Below are 19,742 nucleotides of genomic sequence, written 5' to 3'. Positions count from 1 at the left end.
CGGAAAGCGTGCACAAAAAAGTGCCAACAAAGTCGGAGACTTTGTCGACACTCTGAAACAAACAAAATGCTCTTATAGCATTTTGTTTGTTTTTTTGATTTGTATTTTTCTTTGAAGTAATCTTTGTCTTCGACAAGTTCATAGCTGAAGACTATGAGATGATGTTGCGCTTATGGAATAACTGCACAAAAAAATGCCAACAAAGTCAGAAACTTTGTCGACATTTTAAAATTGCAATTAACGCTCTAAAAATAAAACTTACAATATTTTCAATTCAATATTATAAGCTTTATTTTAACTTAAATACTATTGATTTCTAAACCTTCGTCGCCCCATGCATCCATGCCGCCTTCAACGTTAACTGCATGGATATCATTTTGCTCAAGGTATTGTACTACTTGTGCACTACGACCGCCCACTTTACAGATGATGTAGTATGTTTCATCTTTATTAAAATGATTTAATTCATCCGGAACTTGATTCATCGGTATTGTTTCTGCGCCTGGTATCACACCCATAGCTGTTTCTTCATCTGTTCTAACATCAACGATATGAATTGGGTCACTATCTAAAATTTTCTCTTTTAATTCATCAATTGTTATAGATTCCATAAATAATTCCTCCTGTTATTATTGAGCTACAATGTTAACTAATTTTTTCGGTACTGCAATGACTTTCTTAATTTCTTTACCTTCAATTTCAGCTTTAACATTTTCATTACCAAGTGCTAATTGTTCCATTTCTTCTTTTGAAGTGTCTTTAGGGACATTAATCTTAGCACGTACTTTACCGTTCACTTGAACAACAATCTCGATTTCATCATCAACGAGTAATGATTCATCATATGAAGGCCATGGTTGATAAGTGATTGTTTCTTCATGTCCAAGTTGCGTCCATAATTCTTCAGATATATGTGGCGCAATTGGTGCCAACATTTTAATGAAACCTTCAATGTATGGTTTGTAAATTTCATCTGCTTTATAACAATCATTAATAAATACCATAAGTTGACTTATTGCAGTATTGAAATTCAACGTATTATAATCTTCAGTTACTTTTTTCACTGTTTGATGATAACTCTTATCTAAAGCTTTACTGTTATTGTTTACCACTTTATCAGAAATCAAACCATCATCAGTTACTAATAAGCGCCAAACTCTATCTAAGAAACGTCTAGAGCCGTCCAGACCATTTTCGCTCCATGCAATTGCTGCATCAAGTGGTCCCATAAACATTTCATACATACGTAAAGTATCAGCACCATGTGATTTCACGATATCATCTGGGTTGATTACATTACCTTTTGACTTACTCATTTTTTCATTACCTTCACCAAGTATCATGCCTTGGTTAAATAATTTTTGGAATGGTTCTTTAGTAGGAACTACACCTAAATCATATAAAACTTTATGCCAGAATCTCGCATATAATAAGTGAAGTACTGCGTGTTCTACACCACCAATGTATAAATCAACCGGTAGCCAGTGTTTTAATTTTTCTGGATCTGCAAGCATTTGGTCATTATCAGGATCAATATATCTTAAATAATACCAACAGCTACCTGCCCATTGTGGCATCGTATTTGTTTCGCGACGACCTTTCATTCCAGTTTCTTCATCAACCACATTAACAAAATTTGAAATGTTAGCTAATGGAGATTCACCTGTACCTGAAGGCTTGATTTCATCCGTTTCAGGTAAAAGTAATGGTAGTTCTTCTTCTGGAACAGTGGTCATTGAACCATCTTCCCAATGAATTACAGGTATTGGTTCACCCCAATATCTTTGGCGACTAAATAACCAGTCTCGTAATTTATAATTTACTTTGCGAGTACCCGCACCTTTTTGTTCCAACAATTCAATTGCTTTTGCAATCGCTTCTTCGTTGTATAAACCATTTAACTCACCTGAATTAACATGTGGTCCATCTCCATCATAGGCTTCTTGCGATAAGTCTCCACCTTCGATAACTTCTAAAATTGGCAAATCAAATGTTTTTGCGAATTCATAGTCTCTTTGGTCTCCACTTGGTACTGCCATAACTGCACCAGTTCCATATGTGGCAAGCACATAATCAGCAATCCAAATTGGCACTTGTTGCCCCGATAAAGGATTCGTTGCATATGCGCCAGTGAACACACCTGATTTTTCTTTAGATAAACCTGTACGTTCTAAGTCTGACTTTTTAGCCGCTTCTTGTTGATAATCTTTGATAGCTGCTTCTTGATCAGCTGTTGTAATTTCATTTACTAGTTCATGTTCAGGACTTAACACTAAGAAGGTTGCGCCGTATACAGTATCTGCACGTGTTGTAAACACTTCAATTTGGGCATCACTGTCTTCTACGTCGAATGCGATAGCAGCCCCTTCTGAACGACCAATCCAGTTACGTTGCATGTCTTTTAAAGACTCAGGCCAATCTAAATCATTTAAATCTTCAAGTAAACGATCTGCATATTCAGTAATTTTCAATACCCACTGTTTCATTGGTTTTCTTACCACAGGGTGGCCGCCACGTTCAGACAAACCGTCAATAACTTCTTCATTTGAAAGTACTGTACCAAGTTCTGGACACCAGTTTACTGCAACTTCATCTACGTAAGCGAGTCCTTTATTATATAATTGAATAAAAATCCATTGCGTCCATTTATAATATTCTGGGTCTGTAGTATTCACTTCTCTATCCCAATCATAACTGAAACCTAATTCTTTAATTTGACGTTTAAACGTCTGAATATTCTTTTTAGTAAATTCACGAGGATCATTCCCAGTGTCTAAGGCATACTGTTCTGCAGGAAGACCAAATGCATCCCACCCCATTGGATGTAACACATTATATCCTTGCATACGTTTATAACGAGAAATAATATCTGTAGCTGTATAACCTTCTGGATGCCCTACATGAAGTCCTGCACCTGATGGGTATGGAAACATGTCTAGCGCATAGAATTTTTTTTGACCTAAATTATCGCTCGTTTTAAAAGTTTTATGTTCTGCCCAATAATCCTGCCATTTCTTTTCAATTTCATTATGATTGTAGTTCACTACTTTTCCTCCTATTCAATAAAAAAACACCTCAAACTATTATCGACTTCAAAAGGGACGACTTTCACCGCGGTACCACCCAGTTTCACATTAAATGTGCGCTCATTTAAATTAATAGTTAGAGATGTTATAAATTCATTTAAGTCCTGGTAAGTTCACTCAATGCTTAACACTAGGTTCCACCTTTCCTAGTTCTCTGTAGAAAAGCTTTCAAGTTACTACTCCTATACATTACTAATGATATTTGAAAAAAGGTTTTATTTCAAGTGGAAAACGTGAAATAAAGCTACACTAAAAGTTTCTGTGTGGCGATTTATTAGTTTTTATAAAAAAATCGAACAGGCGCCTTACACCTGTTCGAGAAAATGATTAAACTTTTTATTTTCCACGTATAACTTATACGTCTTTTGGTAATTTCCTATCATAAATCATTAAGAAAAACACTGCAATAACTAATAACCCTATCATACTTAAAAACATCGCTTGCATATTTAGTGTATCTACAAGGACCCCACCTATAAGTGGACCAAAAGCCTTACCAACAGTTGCTGCTGAGTTAACATACCCTTGAAACGCTCCTTCTTTCCCTTTTGGTGCTAATTGGTTTGCAATTGTTGGAACAGCTGGCCAAACAAACATTTCACCTAATGTCAGTATAATCATACCTATCATGAACACTGAAAATTGTTCAGCAAAACTCGTCACTAAAAATGACACTATGAAAATCGATATACCTACTAACATTTGATATTTCAAATTACCTTTTAGCAACCTGATCACCGGCATAATTAGTGGTTGTGCAACCAGAATCATAATACCATTAACAGTCCATAACAAACTGTATTGGCTCATTGACATATTAATTTCTTGAGTGAAAGAAGCAATCGTACTCTCCCATTGAATATATGCAATCCAACAAATACTAAACATCACGCATAAAAGTGACAACGCAGTAAATTGAACTCTATTTTGTTTAGATAATAAAGACATCGTATCATTCGATTTTACTTTCACATCAAGTTTAATATTAAATTGTGTAATTGCTACCACTGCAAATGCTACATACATTAATAAGTTAGCTATAAATATATAATTGAAACTCAACTCTGCCACAAAACCTCCGGATGCTGCCCCTATAGCGACGCCTAAATTTTGCGCTAAATAGATTGCGTTAAATGTTTGACGGCCACCTTGAGGCCATGCAGCGCCTGCGAGTGCATAAATAGCTGGAATAATCATACCCCCACCAAAACCTAATGCTACGAGCCAAACCGCATACCAAGGCCATCCGTGGAAGAAATTCAAGAGTGTTGTACTGATTAAACATATAACAGTACCTATCATAATTGTTGGATAGCCACCTAATTTATCAAATAAATTACCACCTAACAAATTGCCAATGACCATACCAAACGAATTAATCATTAGGACAAAGCCAGCCATTGTAAGACTTTTATCTAATTGTTCATTCATATAAATTGTATTTAAGGGCCATAAAAAACTTGAGCCAGTGATATTTAATGCCATCCCAATAACTAACCACCACACTGATTTAGGCATTTTCATAACAGTAAGCTCCTCTCTATTTTAAAAATTTCTAATTTTACACTAAACACTATATCATTAAAATATGTTAAAATCTTTAACTAGAATGAATTCAGAAAGGAAAATGTTTTATGGGACAATTTTTCCCTTACGCATTCGAGAATAAAAGATATCACACTTGGAATTATCACTTAAAAAATAAATTCGGACAAAAGATTTTCAAAGTAGCAATTGACGGTGGCTTTGATTGTCCTAATAGAGACGGTACTGTAGCACATGGAGGATGTACTTTCTGTTCAGCTGCAGGTAGCGGAGATTTTGCAGGTAATCGTGTGGATCCAATCGATGTACAATTTCAACAAATTAAAGATAGAATGCACGAAAAATGGAGTGACGGTCAATACATTGCTTACTTCCAAGCATTTACAAATACGCATGCACCTGTCGAAGAATTACGTGAAAAATATGAAACTGCTTTGAAGGAACCTGGTGTTGTTGGCCTTTCAATAGGTACAAGACCTGATTGTTTGCCTGATGATGTGGTTGAGTATTTGGCAGAGTTAAATGAGCGTACATATTTATGGGTAGAGCTTGGCTTACAAACGGTACACCAAGAAACATCAGATTTAATCAATCGCGCGCATGATATGCAAACATATTATGAAGGTATCGCTAAATTACGTAAGCATAACATTAATATTTGTACGCATATTATTAATGGTTTGCCAGGCGAAGACTATACGATGATGATGGAAACGGCTAAAGAAGTCGCTCAAATGGATGTCCAAGGTATTAAAATTCATTTACTTCATTTACTTAAAGGTACGCCAATGGTGAAACAGTATGATAAAGGCATGTTAGAATTTATGACACAGGATGAATATACTAAATTAGTTTGTGATCAATTAGAAATCATTCCAAAAGAAATGATTGTTCATAGAATTACTGGTGATGGTCCGATTGATTTAATGGTAGGTCCAATGTGGAGTGTTAATAAATGGGAAGTATTGAACGAAATTGATAATGAACTAGGTCGCAGAGAATCATATCAAGGAAAACATTTTGAAAGTACGATAAAATCATGAAATTAGAACGCATTTTACCATTTGCGAAAACGTTGCTTCAACAACATATGACATCAGAAAGCATTGTCATAGATGCTACTTGTGGTAATGGCAATGACACACTTTTTCTTGCGCAACAAGTGCCTCACGGTAAAGTATATGCATTTGATATCCAAACAGAAGCTATAAGTAATACAAAACAAAAAACTGAAGGTTATGACAATGTAATGTTGATTCAAGATAGTCATGCGCATGTAAAACAGCATATTCAAGAGATTGAAGCTGGTAAAGTGGATGCTGCCATTTTCAATTTAGGATATTTACCTAAAGGTGATAAATCGATTGTTACCCACCCTGAAAGTACATTATCAGCTATCAACTCAATTTTTGACATATTAGCTCCGGAAGGCGTCATTATTTTAGTGATCTACCATGGTCATGATGAAGGTAAATTAGAACGTGATGCTGTAATTGAATATTTGTCACAGTTTGATCAAACTAAAGCACATGTATTGCAATATCAATTTATCAATCAACAGAATAACCCGCCGTTCATCTGTGCACTTGAAAAAATTTAGACTGTGAATACCTCATGAGTTCAAGATATAATTTCTTAACACAATCACGATTATTAACAATTTATTCGAAAATAAAATAAAAAAGACAAACAAAAGCCTCGGTATTTGACTACCGAGGCTTTGCTTATTCCCTATAAGTTAATGATAGATTTAAGACTAGTTTGAATGCTAGTTGATTTTGATTCAATTTCTTCTTTGAAGAAATTTAAAAGGCTTTCCCGTTGCGCTTTTAAATCTTCATTGAAATGAATGATAACTGTACGTTCGTCATTTTGTGGTCTTTCTTTAATGATCCACGCTTTTTCCACTAAATCATTATAAGTTCTTGTACGCTTATAAGATTTAATGTGCACAAAATCATCCATTTCTTTTAAAGTCATCGATCCTTCTTTCCAAAGCGTTAAAAGAATCAAAATTTCTTCTTTCGACATCTTGTACTGCTTTTGAACTTTGTTAAAGATATCTTCGATGTCATTCAACACCATTTCTAATCTTAAAACGCCATCAACATTATCAGTAAATGTCTTCCCCATAGAATAATCCCCCAATCATAGTATAAAGTTAAACATGTAAAATTAATTTATCAAAAAACATCATTCTTAGTAAATAAATTCTTCACTGAATTAACATTAGAATTTTTAATAAAATTAATCTTATATACAGTTTAAATTTAAACTATGAATTATGCAATTATATGAGATATTTTATTTTGCATTTCTTTCAAAATAGTAGCTGATTTTTCGAATAATTCGCGCTCATGGCTGTCTAGAGGCATTTCAAAAACTTTTACAGCACCTTCTTTATTTACTTGTGTTGGTACACCAATATAGACATCTTCTTGGTTGTATTCACCTTCTAAATAACTCGAAACTGTTAGTACAACATTTTGGTTATTTAAAATTGCTTTTGTAATGTGTAATAGCCCCATTGCAATCCCATAATACGTTGCGCCCTTTGCTTGTATTATGTCGTAGGCTGCATCACGCGTATTTGTAAAAATCTCTTCTACCCTGTGTTGTTTTTCAGGGTCATCTTTTAAAAATTGATATAAAGATTGACCGGCTATATTAGCTTGAGACCATACCGCTAATTCTGAATCGCCATGTTCACCGATGATTTGACCATGCACACTACCTGGTGAAACGCCAAATTCTTCAGCTAATTCATATTTAAAACGTGCTGTATCTAAAATTGTCCCAGAGCCTATCACTTTTTCTTTCGGTAAACCAGACACTTTGTATGTCACATATGTTAAGACATCTACCGGATTGGTTGCAATTAAGAAAATACCATCGAATCCAGATTTCATAACTTCAGAAACAATTCCTTTAAAAATTTGGGTGTTTTTTTCGATAAGATCTAAGCGTGTTTCACCTGGTTTTTGAGCTGCTCCAGCAGTAATAACTACTAAATCTGCATTTGTACATTCATTATATGCGCCTGCTTTGATTTTCACTGGTGAATCACCATATGGCGCACCGTGATTTAAATCCATGACGTCGCCCTTAACTTTTTCTTCGTCTAAATCAATAATTACTAATTCATCAGCAACACCTTGAGCTACTAACGCAAAAGCATAACTTGAACCTACTGCCCCATCACCTATTAAAACTACTTTATTATTTTTAATTTGTTTCATTATATGACGCTCCTCACGTATTCAATCATTTAGTTAATGTTTGTGATTTGTTTCACAATATAAATATAACAGTATTTCATGAGTTTTTCAATGACTTTGTTATATTTTTCACAAACTTCTTTTGTTAATCTTTCTAATAGATGCGCATACACCATATTTTCGATAATTTTATAAAAAAAAGCATCAGATAACATTTAAAGTTTTCCGATGCTTTTCTTACTCTATTTTAGTATAAGGGTTCTTTTAATTAAGATACTTCATGTTCATCATGAACGATAAAGCCGTTATTGCTTGCACTATTATTTAAAAATGCCAAAATATATCTCATTACTTCATCTCTTTCAGGTTCATTATGTACCTCATGATAAAGTCCTTCCCATGCTTTGAAATATAATTCTTCGGTTGTGACTTTGTCTTTAATTAATTCCATTGTTGATACATCTGCAACTTGATCTTCTAGACCATACATTAACAATAGTGGTAATGGTTTAATATCAGTTAAATGTGTTACCGTTTCTTTCATAATTTCTATGATTTGTTTATACCAATGATAAGTTACTTTTTGCAACATCAACTGGTCATTTTTTGTTTCTTCAATTACTTCTTCGTTTCGTGTTAAGTCTTCAACTGTAATCCCTACTTTAAACCTTGTATCTTTAGCTACTTTACCTATATTTGAAATTATTTTGTCTTTACGAGATTTATTACTCTTTTTAAATTCTAAAAGTGGAGATAAAAGCATCAAACCTTCAATTGGTACTTCTACTTTTTCAAGTAAATTAAGTGTAATTAAACCACCTAAACCGACACCTAACACGTAAGTAGGTATTTTATACTCATTCGCTATTCTAATCCACTCTAGAATATGCTCATGATATACATCAAAACTGTCAATTTGACCTTTGTTAGAACGTGACGTTTGCCCTTGTCCAGGTAAATCGCCCATAATAACATGATATCCATTTCGGCGAAGCATCGTAATTACATATGCGTATCTTCCCGTATGTTCAAGCATGTTATGTGCAATTACAACGACACCTTTAGCTTCCTTTTCGGTTTCCCATTTCCACATAATACATACTTCCCCTTCTCGTTAAATTTCATTATATTTATTGTATCAAAATACGATGTACTTTTTCCATTTTAAAGATAACCATAGACGCGAAAAACTCAATTTGTTTTAAAAATTAAAAGCATCTTATAATCAACACTTTGCCATAAGTGTATTTAATAAAATAAAGTGTAATATATTCTATTGTAAACGATTTCATTCCCTTTAGATTCATGCTACACTTATATTGAAAGATCAGCTGTAAGCAGAATGGGAGGAATTAATATGCCAATTGTGAAAAATTTTTTTATCGGGTTATCTAACAACCCTTTTTTAAATAAGACTGCTAAGGAAATCGGTCCAATGCTCGGTGCTAATAAAGTGGTTGCCGGCAATACAATCGAAGCCTTATTAAACACAATTGAACGTCTAAACAGCAAGGGAATTACAGTTACTGTAGATTGCCTTGGAGAATTTGTTGTAACTGAAGGTGAAGCAATTCAATCAAAAGATCAAATATTAGAAGTGATGTATGCTATTTATAATCATAGCTTAGATGGTCACATGTCTATTAAATTAAGCCAGTTAGGCTCTGAATTTGATTTAGATCTTGCTTATCGCAATCTACGTGAAATATTATTAAAAGCGAATGAGTTTAATAATATGCATATTAATATCGATACTGAAAAGTATGATAGTTTATTTGACATCACGCAAGTGTTAGACCGTTTAAAAGGTGAATTCAAAAATGTAGGTACCGTAATTCAAGGTTATTTATATGAAGCTGATACACTTGTAGAAAAATATCCGGAATTACGATTGCGCATGGTTAAAGGCGCATATAAAGAAATTGATACAATAGCTTATCAAACTAAAGAAGACATTGACGAAAATTACATACGTTTAATTGAAAAAAGACTATTAAACGCTAAAAATGTAACTTCAATTGCCACTCATGATGATAAAGTTATTACACATATAAAACAATTTATCAAAGATAATAATATTGAAAAAAATCAGTACGAATTTCAAATGTTATATGGTTTCCGTACTGATTTAGCGGAGAAAATAGCTGGTGAAGGTAACAATTTCTGTATTTATGTACCATATGGGGATGATTGGTTTAGTTACTTTATGAGACGACTAGCTGAACGACCTCAAAATTTAAATTTAATGTTTAAAGAGTTAATGAAACCCGAAGTAATGAAAAAAGCGGGTATCGTTACAGGTGTAGTTGCTGCCTTTGGAGCAGCTAGTGCTTTAGTATATCGTCTTTTAAAAAAATAATCTTTAACAAAAAAGAATTGGACAATAACGATTTCGTTAAGTCCAATTCTTTTTATTTTAGTAGAAACACCTATATCCCTTTATAAAAAAGTTAGTGCTTCAGTCTGATTCTATTATATTTCTTTTAATAAATTAGCCATTTCTATTGCACTAATTGCTGCATCTGCACCTTTATTTCCTGCTTTTGTGCCGGCACGTTCTATTGCTTGTTCAATATTTTCAGTTGTCACAACACCGAAGATAACTGGTGTATCAGCAATATCATTTGCCTTAGAAACACCTTTCGCCACTTCATTACAAACATAATCATAATGAGAAGTAGATCCTCTTATTACACAACCTAAAGTGATTACAGCATCATATTCACCTTTTTGAGCTAATTTTTTAGCTACTAATGGAATTTCAAATGCACCTGGTACATATGCTACATCAATGTTTTCTTTCGGTACTTCATGTCGCACTAAAGTATCTTTAGCCCCGTCCAATAAACGATTTGTAATAAAATCATTAAACCTACTTACCACAATTGCTACTTTTAAATCTGAACCTATTAATTTACCTTCAAAATTCATCTTATTGCCCTCCTATATTAAATGACCCATTTTCTCTTTTTTTGTATCCATATAATCTTGATTAAATTTATTTGTTGGAACTACTAGCTCAATTCTTTTCGCAATATTTACACCATAAGTTTCTAGACTTTCGAATTTTTTGGGATTATTGCTTAACAAATTCACGCTTTCAATACCAAAATACTTTAAAATTTTTGCGGCGTCTTTATAATCTCTCAAATCTTCGTCGAAACCTAAAGCAATATTAGCTGTCACAGTATCATAACCTTGTTCAATAAGCTCATATGCTTTCAACTTATTAATTAAACCAATACCTCTACCTTCTTGAGGTAAATATAAAATAATGCCACCATGTTCACTTATATATTTCATAGAAGCTTCAAGTTGTTCTCCACAATCACATCTTTGACTATGAAAAATATCGCCTGTCAGACAAGAAGAATGAATACGCACATTCTCAGTTTTCTTTATGTCTCCACTTACAATCGCCACAAGTTCTTCGTCACTCGTTTGTGAAGTAAAACCATACATATCAAACTTACCATGTTTAGTAGGCATTTTTACTTTTGCTTTTGCTTCTAACTTAGATGTGAGTGATTTTCTATATGTTTCTAAATCTTCAATAGAAATCATTACAAGCTCGTGCTTTTCCTTAAAGGCTTCTAATTCTTCACCTTTAGCCATAGAGCCATCTTCATTCATAATTTCACAAATTAATGCTGCTGGCTTTGCTCCTGTTAGTTTTGCTAAATCAACAGATGCTTCTGTATGACCACGTCTTTCTAACACACCATTATCTTGTGCAATTAACGGAAATAAGTGACCTGGTTTATTAAAATCACTAGCTGTTGCATTTTCTTCTATTAACGCTTTTGCTGTCATTGTTCTTTCTCCAGCACTAATACCTGTCGTCGTATTAATATGATCGACACTCACTGTAAACTCTGTACCATAAACATCAGAGTTATGACTCACCATTGGATTGAGTTCTAATTTTCTGGCTATATCTTTGCTAATTGGTGCACAGATGAGTCCTCTACCATATTTCGCCATGAAATTAACGGTATTATCTTGCATCCATTCTGTCACAGCTACTAGGTCGCCTTCGTTCTCTCTGTTTTCATCATCAACGACCACAATACTTTTACCTTTTTTAAGCTCCGCAAGCGCTGTATCTATACTATCTAATTTCATATTACCCCTCCTAAAATCCAAATGCTCTAAGTTTTTCGGTGCTTAATCCTGATTCATTATTACTGACAATTCTCTCTACATATTTGAATAACATATCAGTTTCAATATGGACCGGATCGCCTACACGTTTTTGATTTAAAATAGTGGATCTTCGCGTTTCAGGAATGAGATGAATGTCGAATTCAGCATCTTTTAATTGAAAAATAGTTAAACTTACGCCATCTACAGTTATGGATCCTTGTGGCACCATTTGTTTAATAAGTGTAGTAGTAGGCTTTATTGTTACAATTTTAGAATTATCTGATGCTTGTATACGTGTAATCTTAGCTACTTCATCTACATGCCCGAGCACAAAGTGTCCTCCAAAACGACCTTGACCACTCATCGCTCTTTCTAAATTCACTTCTGCAGATTGGTTTAAATGATTTAGATAAGTCTTATTTTCTGTACCTTTAATTACTTGTACAGAAAACGAATGCTTATTAAAATCAACAACAGTTAAACATGCGCCATTCACACTTATAGAATCTCCTATATGCATGTCTGATAAGATGGTCTCACAATCAATCGTTAAGTTAACTACAGATTGTTGTGTCGTTATTTTTTTAATCGTGCCTATTTCTTCAACAATACCGGTAAACATGATTATTCACTTCTTTCGCAACTCTAATTTAATGTTTTGCTCAAGCATTTGGGAATTAACAATTTCGAATTGTGGTACTTCTGATAATCCAAAAATGTTTTTAGTTTGATAAAATTGATAATTACCAGAACCACCTATAATTTTCGGGGCATAATATAAGATAAGTTCATTCGTATATTGAGATTGTAGAAATGCTGAAGATACGGTTGGACCCGCTTCTACTAACAATTTCCCAATTCCCTTTTGATATAAATCTATTAAAATATTTTCAATTGAACAATCAGTTAAAATAATAATTTCTACATGTTCAATATCTGTTTTCAAGTTTTTATTTTGTGTATAAATCCAAATAGGTGTATTAGCATTTTTAAACATGTCTAATTCAAAATCAATTTGGCCTGATCGCGATAAAATCACTTTTATAGGATGCTTACCTTCCTCAATTCGTGTTGTATATTGAGGGTTATCTGCATCTAACGTGCCTCTACCTGTAAGTACAGCATCATGCGTATGACGTAAGTTGAATACATCATGCTTAACGGCTGTATTCGTAATCCATTTACTTTCACCTTCATCAGTGGCCTGTTTACCGTCTAAACTACAAGCTACTTTAACTGTCACTTCAGGAACCTCTTTACTTTTGCTTATAAAGAAGTCTTTGTACAAGTGTTCTGCTTCTGCATTATGACGAAATTCAACTTCTACTCCTGCATGTTGTAATATTTCGTCACCGTTAGACGGTAAAGTCGTATCTTTTACAGCATATATGACTTTCTTTATGCCAAAATCAATAATTTTATTTACACAAGGTGGCGTTGAACCAAAATGTGTACATGGCTCTAATGAGATAAAAATGGTACCATCTTTAGCTTCATCTTGTGCCATATCTAACGCTTGTACTTCAGCATGTTTATCGCCCTTTTTTAAGTGTGCGCCCATCCCTACGATTCGGCCGTCTTTAACAACTACCGCGCCTACAGGTGGGTTTACACCCGTTTGACCATTCACCATTTTTGCTAATTGGATTGCATAATTTAAATATTGACTCACGTTATCACCTCTAAATAATAAAAAAACACCTGAAATAAAATATTTCAGGTGTGGGATATATATTGATATAACATCATTAGCTTCAAGTTAAATACACTTATCCATTTTCAAACATAAGTGTATGCCAAATAAACACTTAAAAAGTGTCGTTTTTGTTATACTTCATTCTTTCTCCCATCCAGACTTTACTGTCGGCTCTAGAATCTCACTAGATCAGCCACATTTGAATAATCAAATGCAGGTCGCAGGCTTTGTTTACTGCCGGTTGGGAATTTCACCCTGCCCCGAAAGAATATCTATGAAATTGTAATTAATGATTGAGTCAAGTAACTCTTACTAAGTTACACCAATATCGTACTACATTTTAGGCAGAATGACAATTCATATTATCTAAGTCGGCTTTATTTTTAACGTATTCTTATTATTAAAATGCTTTAAATACTAATAAGAAAAGCTTTTTACTTAAATTAATGAAAAAATAAATTAATTTTTATTATGATTTTTATAACCTTAATAATCTAGTTATCATTTAACAGATTAACCTCTCGAAACCATACAGTTAATGTTTTTATTTTTGTAATTACTTATTCGGTAATAACTGATTTACTATGCTAACTGCTTGTTTAACTATCATTGCTACACCATTTCGAGACTGATTGATTCCATTTGTTAATTGACCTAATGCGTACATGTGTTTAAGTGTTCCATAGCGAGGGCTTATAATTTGATTTGTTTCAGCAATAATTTGAATACCACCAAGTGGATGCGCTTGTACAACCTGTCTATTTTCAAGATTCAAAACCAATTGATCATCACTATCAAGATCTGAAAGTTGGGTTTTTGAACCAGTTGCGTTGATTACGACATCAAATTTATGGTTTGCCTCTGTTTCATTTTTATATTTGAAACAAAATTGACTTGCTTCATATTGAACATCCTCTAGACCACTTTTAATTTCAATAGTCCCATTTTTGATATGATCTATAATTAATCGAGCTGTGCGTGGAGGCATTGGATTAGAATTATCCTTTAATATAGATTGGTAATCTTTTAAAAATTGTTTTTGATCTTCCCTACTGAAACTATTCCAAATCCAATTTAAATTCTCTTTTACTAATTCAAGTATACTTTGGAATGCCCCTAATTCAGTTGCGTGTTCTAAATCATATGTTAAATCCTTCACAGGGTCATTTTGTCTACGGTGCACTAATTTTTCAATTGCAATATCATAATATGCACAATCTTTCATAAATAAATTTAGTGCTTTTTCCAAAGGTACGTTTCCAAAATTTTCGTTCTTTATTGCATTAAAATTTTCAGGTGTTAAGTATTTAAATTCAATGTCAGGCATTTCGCCTCTCACGCTTGGCAATTGACCTTTGCGACTTGTTATAGTAATTGGTAATTTAGGATGATGTGCAGTAACATAACGAATTACATCTAAAGATGCTAAACCTGTGCCAATGATCGCAATTCTGTCAGTATCCTTCACATCATCTAACGTATTATAAGTTGGATATGGTGTGTGAATATATCCTTTTTTTCCTTTCAAATGGTATGGATCATGGTATGACAGTGTACCAATCGTTAAAAATACAGCATCATACTTTTGACAATTCGACATGTCTTTCGACGTACAAACATAATATTTAACATTCGTTTGACCTACATCAGCCTCAATGAAAACTTCTGACACTTCTTCTTTAATCATCTGGACATTTTCAAATTGCTGATTATATTTTTCTAAAAAATCTTTCATATAATGACCAAATATAAACCTTGGTAAATACTCCGGATTAGAAAACTTAAATATCGATTGAGATTTGTACCATTCGTAAAATTCACCTTGATTATCTAAATTTAAAGACATTTGTTTCGCAGGCATATTGATTAATAATTGATCACTGTCATTTTGAAAAGGTACACCTTGCCCCATATTTTTAGGATTATCGTACATGTCTATATTCATTGTTGCAAAATTATCATGTTTCACTAATTCCTTTAGCAAGCTTACACCCGCTGTGCCCATTCCTATGATAGCTATTCGCATTGTACACATCCTTATTAAATTTATTTATATTCATTATAGCAATGATTAACCTTATATTACATGCTAATGTATTCAACTACCGTACAATTTAGCGTTGTTATAATATTTTGATAAATATGTTAATATTAATATATTGAAAAAATATTATTTCTGTACTTATTTTAAGGAGCTAGACAATGAAATTTTTAAAACATTTATTATTTTTAATTATAGCAAGCACAATATTATTATCCGGTTGTGGATTGCCAGGACTTGGTGGAAGTCAATCAAAGAACGAGATTAAAGTTTCAGCTTTGGCTACGAGTGAGTCTCAAATCATGGCGTATATGATTATAGATCTTATCGAACATGATACAAAAGGTAAAACTAAAGGTTCAATCATTAATAACTTAGGCTCAGCTACAATCCAGCATAATGCGCTAATGAATAACGATGCTGATATTTCGAGCACGCGATATACTGGGACAGATTTAGTGGGTGTCCTTGAGTCTGAACCCGTTACTGACCCTAAAAAAGCGATGGCTTTAACTAAAAAATTGTTTCAGCAAAAATTTAATCAGACCTTTTTTGATTCATATGGTTTTGAAAATACCTTTGCCTTTATGGTAACCAAAGAAACTGCTGAAAAATATGATTTACATACTGTTTCAGATTTAGAAAAAGTAAAAGATCAGGTAGACGTAGGCACAGATACAACTTGGATTAAACGTGGGGGCGATGGTTATGCACCTTTCCAAGCACATTATGGTTTTGCTTTTGATTCTATTAAACCGATGCAAATCGGACTCGTTTACGATGCTTTGAAAAGTAAAAAATTAGATGTTGCACTAGGCTATACGACTGATGGTAGAATTGCAGCTTATGATTTAGTAGTACTTGAAGATGATAAAAAGTTCTTCCCAACATATGATGCAAGTGCTGTAGCACCAAATAAACTTTTAAAAGAACAACCAGAAGTTAAGAAATCACTTAATAAATTGAACGATAAAATAAGTACGGAGCAAATGCAAAAATTAAATTATGAAGCAGATGGAGAAGGCAAAGAGCCCGCAGTTGTTGCAGAAGAATTTTTAAAAGAGCACAATTACTTTGAAAAAGAATAATGCTCAGTATATACACCTGTATGTAGTTATTGATGTATCTTCACACCCATTTAATGTTAATATGTTGGCATAGATTAGGATGTGATAATATGAAATTTACTATAAAAGTGTTTATATCAGCGCTCATGTTCTTCATTCTTATAAGCAAAAAAAACAAAGTAGAATAATAAAAAAGAGTTTCCAAAATTGGAGACTCTTTTTTTTATATAAATTATGAAATTAATAAACAAGGCTTACTTCAAGAGAATAATATCAATTAAAAAATAGGATTTATAGATGTTCTTCCATTATCAATTGATTGATTCAACATAATAAACACCACCACTGTTAAATTTATATATATTATAATATTGCCAGTAATTTGGTCCGACTCCTGACTCGTTAATAAATCACTAGCTGAAGACTACAGGCTAAGGCAGTGCCAGCGGAAAGCGTGCACAAAAAAACTGCCAACAAAGTCAGAGGCTTTGTTGGCAGTCTGAAACCAACTACTTTTATAGCAATTGGTTTTCTTCGTTCTATTGTATTAGAACTAATATTTCAAATACTTATCTAATTTTTGTGCTTTTCATCATCTTTATAAACAAAATATTTATAATATTTGCCTTCTGTTTTCATATCTTCATAGAAATGAGCCATTAAAGTCGCATTACTTTCAGCCCATTTAATGTCTGTAGCATATTGATGTTCTCCTGGATTTTTAGGATTCCATCTCATACTATAAAGCGTATTTTGATCTTCATTAGATAAAAAGTGATCATGAATGAAGTTAGCCCCACCACTAATCGCTTTTTGTGGTGTGTCCCAGCCATGTTTTTTAGCATATTCTGAACCTGTTTTAATCGGATCTTCATCAAGTGCACCTACACCAAAGAAGTTATAATATTTTTTACCATCAATTTCTACACCACTTGCAAGCTCACTTTTAGCAGAGCCTGTTTCAAGTAACGCATGTGAAATTAAATAAACTTCATTAACGTGCTTGTCTTGTGCTGCTTTTATAAAATCATCTGAATGCTCTAACAACGTAGGGTTATCTATGAGCATGCGTTTTATTCTATTTTCATCAATACCTTGATACTTATCTAATTCTAAAAATTGGTATTTTTGCGTATCACTTTCAATAAATTCACTACTGTTCATCGCAGCTTTTATCTCAGTAGATGACGCATCTCTCCATGTTTTATTATCTTTGCTTGAAACTTGTTGGCTAGTATAATTATCAATTTGTTTTTTAGATGCTTTATCCAAAGTTACTTTAAGATTTTCTACTTTTTCTTGTTCGTCAACTTCTTTAAAAAAGATTTGATCTGAGATCATTGAAAAAACAACAACCGCAGCTACACCTAAGACTATCAATAAACCAATGATTGATAGAATTGAGCCTTTTTTATGCTTCGTCATGTTTACACCTCTTAGGTAATAATTAGGAAGGACACGCCTTCGTCATATGTATCATAGCTTTAAAGCCATCCGATAATAAAGTTTAACACTAATTACTTGAACAGACAATTTAATATGAACGTTGTTACATATTCATAAAAAAAGTAATGAAATTTTAATTTCATTACTCTTGACTTTTATAATAATCCATTATAATAAAGCTTGCAGCTTGTGATCTATTTTTATAAAAATAACGATTTAAATCAATCGTACCTTCTATTTCCCCATCTCGATACATCATTTCTTTTGCCATGTTGTTTATCATAACAAAATCTGATTTATCTTTAATCGTATCCAAATCATCATGCCTTGCAAAAAAATGTTCTAAATTTAAATATGCGTAATCCATATAAACCTCCTGATAATTGTCCGAAGATAATAATATACCTCTAAAGTGTTATATCTTTAAGTTGAATACGCGCTAATGTTATAAAACTTAAAATTTATCTATCTTATGACTACTATTTAACACCTATTATCCCTATTTGGCAAATGAAAATTACTATTTCTTATAATAAAATAATAACATCCGGAAATATATGTTGTATATACGACAATGGAGAGCATGAATGATCTTTGAAGAAATTTATAAAAAGTACAAACATATTATTCATTATCTATTAAAAAAGTACAATATTCAGTACAATTATGATGAATATGCTCAACTCCTCTTAATTAAAATGTGGGAGCTAAGCAAAATCTACAATTCACAAAAAAGCAGCTCATTAAACACCTTCTTATATTCACGATTAAATTTCTATTTGATAGACCTTTTCCGCAAACATCAACCACTACTTCTAGTTAATCCTTTAGAACAAGAAGTTAAAGCTTCTTTAAGTAATGATGATTATGACAGTATGCTAGTTTTCCAACAATTTTTATCGTTATTGACTGATAAAGAACGACAATGGTTACGATTAAAATTTGCAGGACTTAAACAATATGAAATTGCAAAACTTCTAAATTGTTCTGTCTCAACTTTAAAAAACTATCAAAAACGAATTCAACAAAAACATTTAAAATTTTATACCTAAGATTGAGGTGAATATGATATGACGCCACTTACTCAATTACTTTATTTCAAAACAGTTCTTGGACCAGAAACATTAACAATATGCCAATATACTACACACCAATTCACTTACCCTACTACAATTAATCTCACATTAAATTATTTTTTAGAATCACGACATTTATCTTTAACACTTCAGACGAAACAAGCCAAACAATTACTAAAAATACGCAAGATCGTTCCAATATTTATTAATAGCGATATAACATTATTTCCAGTAAAACCACAGCGCTCACCAATACAATATTATATTAACGCAATCCCAATCACTGGATTAAAGTCAAAAGGAACACAAACAATTATATATTTTGGGAACGCTACCTATATTACAGTTAATGCTTCCTATGTATTTATTCATAAAAAATGGCAAGAAAGTTTAACACTTTCTCACCATTTAACTTAACACG

19 protein-coding genes and 1 riboswitch are annotated in these 19,742 nt (G+C 32.8%); of the genes, 6 read left to right on the top strand and 13 right to left on the bottom strand.

The window, feature by feature from the left end; translation table 11 throughout:
- Positions 1-299: 299 nt before the first annotated feature.
- From AST02_RS13455 to AST02_RS13445, 3 genes are all read right to left on the bottom strand, one after another.
- A complete protein-coding gene (locus tag AST02_RS13455) occupies positions 300-611 on the bottom strand; it encodes a rhodanese-like domain-containing protein (protein WP_069818201.1) in 312 nt (103 codons plus the stop codon).
- Between the two features lie 18 nt (positions 612-629).
- Positions 630-3,044 (bottom strand): leucine--tRNA ligase, encoded by a 2,415-nt coding sequence (gene leuS / locus AST02_RS13450; RefSeq protein ID WP_069818200.1) that lies wholly within the window; start codon positions 3,042-3,044, stop codon positions 630-632.
- 396 nt (positions 3,045-3,440) lie between these two features.
- The gene (locus AST02_RS13445) at positions 3,441-4,610 is read right to left on the bottom strand and encodes an MDR family MFS transporter (protein WP_046465604.1); all 1,170 of its coding nucleotides are present in this window, start codon (positions 4,608-4,610) and stop codon (positions 3,441-3,443) included.
- Between the two features lie 110 nt (positions 4,611-4,720).
- On the opposite strand from AST02_RS13445, the gene AST02_RS13440 reads away from it, so the two are divergent.
- Together AST02_RS13440 and AST02_RS13435 are read left to right on the top strand one after the other, a co-directional pair.
- Positions 4,721-5,674, top strand: a complete 954-nt coding sequence (locus AST02_RS13440; RefSeq protein WP_046465605.1) for a TIGR01212 family radical SAM protein — start codon at positions 4,721-4,723, stop codon at positions 5,672-5,674.
- Positions 5,671-6,231, top strand: coding sequence for a tRNA (mnm(5)s(2)U34)-methyltransferase (locus AST02_RS13435; protein ID WP_046465606.1), 561 nt, complete (start codon positions 5,671-5,673; stop codon positions 6,229-6,231). Before AST02_RS13440 ends, AST02_RS13435 begins: the two co-directional genes overlap by 4 nt.
- A gap of 131 nt (positions 6,232-6,362) precedes the next feature.
- Here the strand turns inward: AST02_RS13435 and AST02_RS13430 are convergent, their stop codons facing one another.
- The 3 genes from AST02_RS13430 to AST02_RS13420 all read right to left on the bottom strand — a co-directional run bounded on the left by AST02_RS13430 (position 6,363) and on the right by AST02_RS13420 (position 8,942).
- The gene (locus AST02_RS13430; protein ID WP_021339039.1) at positions 6,363-6,764 is read right to left on the bottom strand and encodes a transcriptional regulator, SarA/Rot family; all 402 of its coding nucleotides are present in this window, start codon (positions 6,762-6,764) and stop codon (positions 6,363-6,365) included.
- A 149-nt stretch (positions 6,765-6,913) separates the two neighbouring features.
- Complete coding sequence (locus AST02_RS13425) at positions 6,914-7,870, bottom strand: L-lactate dehydrogenase (protein ID WP_046465607.1); 957 nt, start codon at positions 7,868-7,870, stop codon at positions 6,914-6,916.
- 247 nt (positions 7,871-8,117) lie between these two features.
- Entirely contained in the window at positions 8,118-8,942 is an 825-nt protein-coding gene (locus tag AST02_RS13420) for an alpha/beta fold hydrolase (RefSeq protein WP_069818199.1), read from the bottom strand.
- 264 nt (positions 8,943-9,206) lie between these two features.
- Between AST02_RS13420 and AST02_RS13415 the strand changes: the two genes are divergently transcribed.
- Positions 9,207-10,208, top strand: a complete 1,002-nt coding sequence (locus AST02_RS13415) for a proline dehydrogenase family protein (RefSeq protein ID WP_069818198.1) — start codon at positions 9,207-9,209, stop codon at positions 10,206-10,208.
- Positions 10,209-10,321: 113 nt separating this feature from the next.
- On the opposite strand, the gene ribH is transcribed toward AST02_RS13415, so the two are convergent.
- The 5 genes from ribH to AST02_RS13390 form a co-directional block, all read right to left on the bottom strand.
- On the bottom strand, positions 10,322-10,780 hold the full coding sequence (gene ribH, locus AST02_RS13410; RefSeq protein WP_046465610.1) for a 6,7-dimethyl-8-ribityllumazine synthase: 459 nt from the start codon (positions 10,778-10,780) through the stop codon (positions 10,322-10,324).
- A gap of 12 nt (positions 10,781-10,792) precedes the next feature.
- Entirely contained in the window at positions 10,793-11,974 is a 1,182-nt protein-coding gene (locus tag AST02_RS13405; protein WP_046465611.1) for a bifunctional 3,4-dihydroxy-2-butanone-4-phosphate synthase/GTP cyclohydrolase II, read from the bottom strand.
- 10 nt (positions 11,975-11,984) lie between these two features.
- Positions 11,985-12,617: a riboflavin synthase gene (gene ribE, locus AST02_RS13400; RefSeq protein ID WP_046465612.1), complete on the bottom strand. Its 633-nt coding sequence runs from the start codon at positions 12,615-12,617 to the stop codon at positions 11,985-11,987.
- A 6-nt stretch (positions 12,618-12,623) separates the two neighbouring features.
- The gene (gene ribD, locus AST02_RS13395) at positions 12,624-13,667 is read right to left on the bottom strand and encodes a bifunctional diaminohydroxyphosphoribosylaminopyrimidine deaminase/5-amino-6-(5-phosphoribosylamino)uracil reductase RibD (protein ID WP_046465613.1); all 1,044 of its coding nucleotides are present in this window, start codon (positions 13,665-13,667) and stop codon (positions 12,624-12,626) included.
- A gap of 162 nt (positions 13,668-13,829) precedes the next feature.
- Positions 13,830-13,963, bottom strand: a riboswitch (FMN riboswitch).
- Positions 13,964-14,247: 284 nt separating this feature from the next.
- Positions 14,248-15,717, bottom strand: a complete 1,470-nt coding sequence (locus tag AST02_RS13390) for an FAD/NAD(P)-binding protein (protein ID WP_069818197.1) — start codon at positions 15,715-15,717, stop codon at positions 14,248-14,250.
- A gap of 176 nt (positions 15,718-15,893) precedes the next feature.
- Between AST02_RS13390 and AST02_RS13385 the strand changes: the two genes are divergently transcribed.
- On the top strand, positions 15,894-16,820 hold the full coding sequence (locus tag AST02_RS13385; protein WP_046465615.1) for an osmoprotectant ABC transporter substrate-binding protein: 927 nt from the start codon (positions 15,894-15,896) through the stop codon (positions 16,818-16,820).
- A 552-nt stretch (positions 16,821-17,372) separates the two neighbouring features.
- Here AST02_RS13385 and AST02_RS13380 read toward each other — a convergent pair.
- Together AST02_RS13380 and AST02_RS13375 are read right to left on the bottom strand one after the other, a co-directional pair.
- The gene (locus AST02_RS13380) at positions 17,373-18,224 is read right to left on the bottom strand and encodes an N-acetylglucosaminidase (RefSeq protein ID WP_046465616.1); all 852 of its coding nucleotides are present in this window, start codon (positions 18,222-18,224) and stop codon (positions 17,373-17,375) included.
- A 163-nt stretch (positions 18,225-18,387) separates the two neighbouring features.
- On the bottom strand, positions 18,388-18,612 hold the full coding sequence (locus tag AST02_RS13375) for a hypothetical protein (RefSeq protein WP_046465617.1): 225 nt from the start codon (positions 18,610-18,612) through the stop codon (positions 18,388-18,390).
- A gap of 220 nt (positions 18,613-18,832) precedes the next feature.
- Between AST02_RS13375 and AST02_RS13370 the strand changes: the two genes are divergently transcribed.
- Positions 18,833-19,297, top strand: coding sequence for a sigma-70 family RNA polymerase sigma factor (locus AST02_RS13370; protein WP_069818196.1), 465 nt, complete (start codon positions 18,833-18,835; stop codon positions 19,295-19,297).
- Between the two features lie 18 nt (positions 19,298-19,315).
- Positions 19,316-19,738 carry a competence protein ComK gene (locus tag AST02_RS13365; RefSeq protein ID WP_069818195.1) on the top strand — a complete coding sequence of 141 codons (423 nt, stop codon included), beginning with the start codon at positions 19,316-19,318 and terminating at the stop codon, positions 19,736-19,738.
- Positions 19,739-19,742 lie beyond the last annotated feature (4 nt).

It is taken from the genome of Staphylococcus equorum (assembly GCF_001747895.1).
GTDB lineage: Bacteria > Bacillota > Bacilli > Staphylococcales > Staphylococcaceae > Staphylococcus > Staphylococcus equorum_A.
This window is presented reverse-complemented; position numbering and strand designations above follow the sequence as displayed.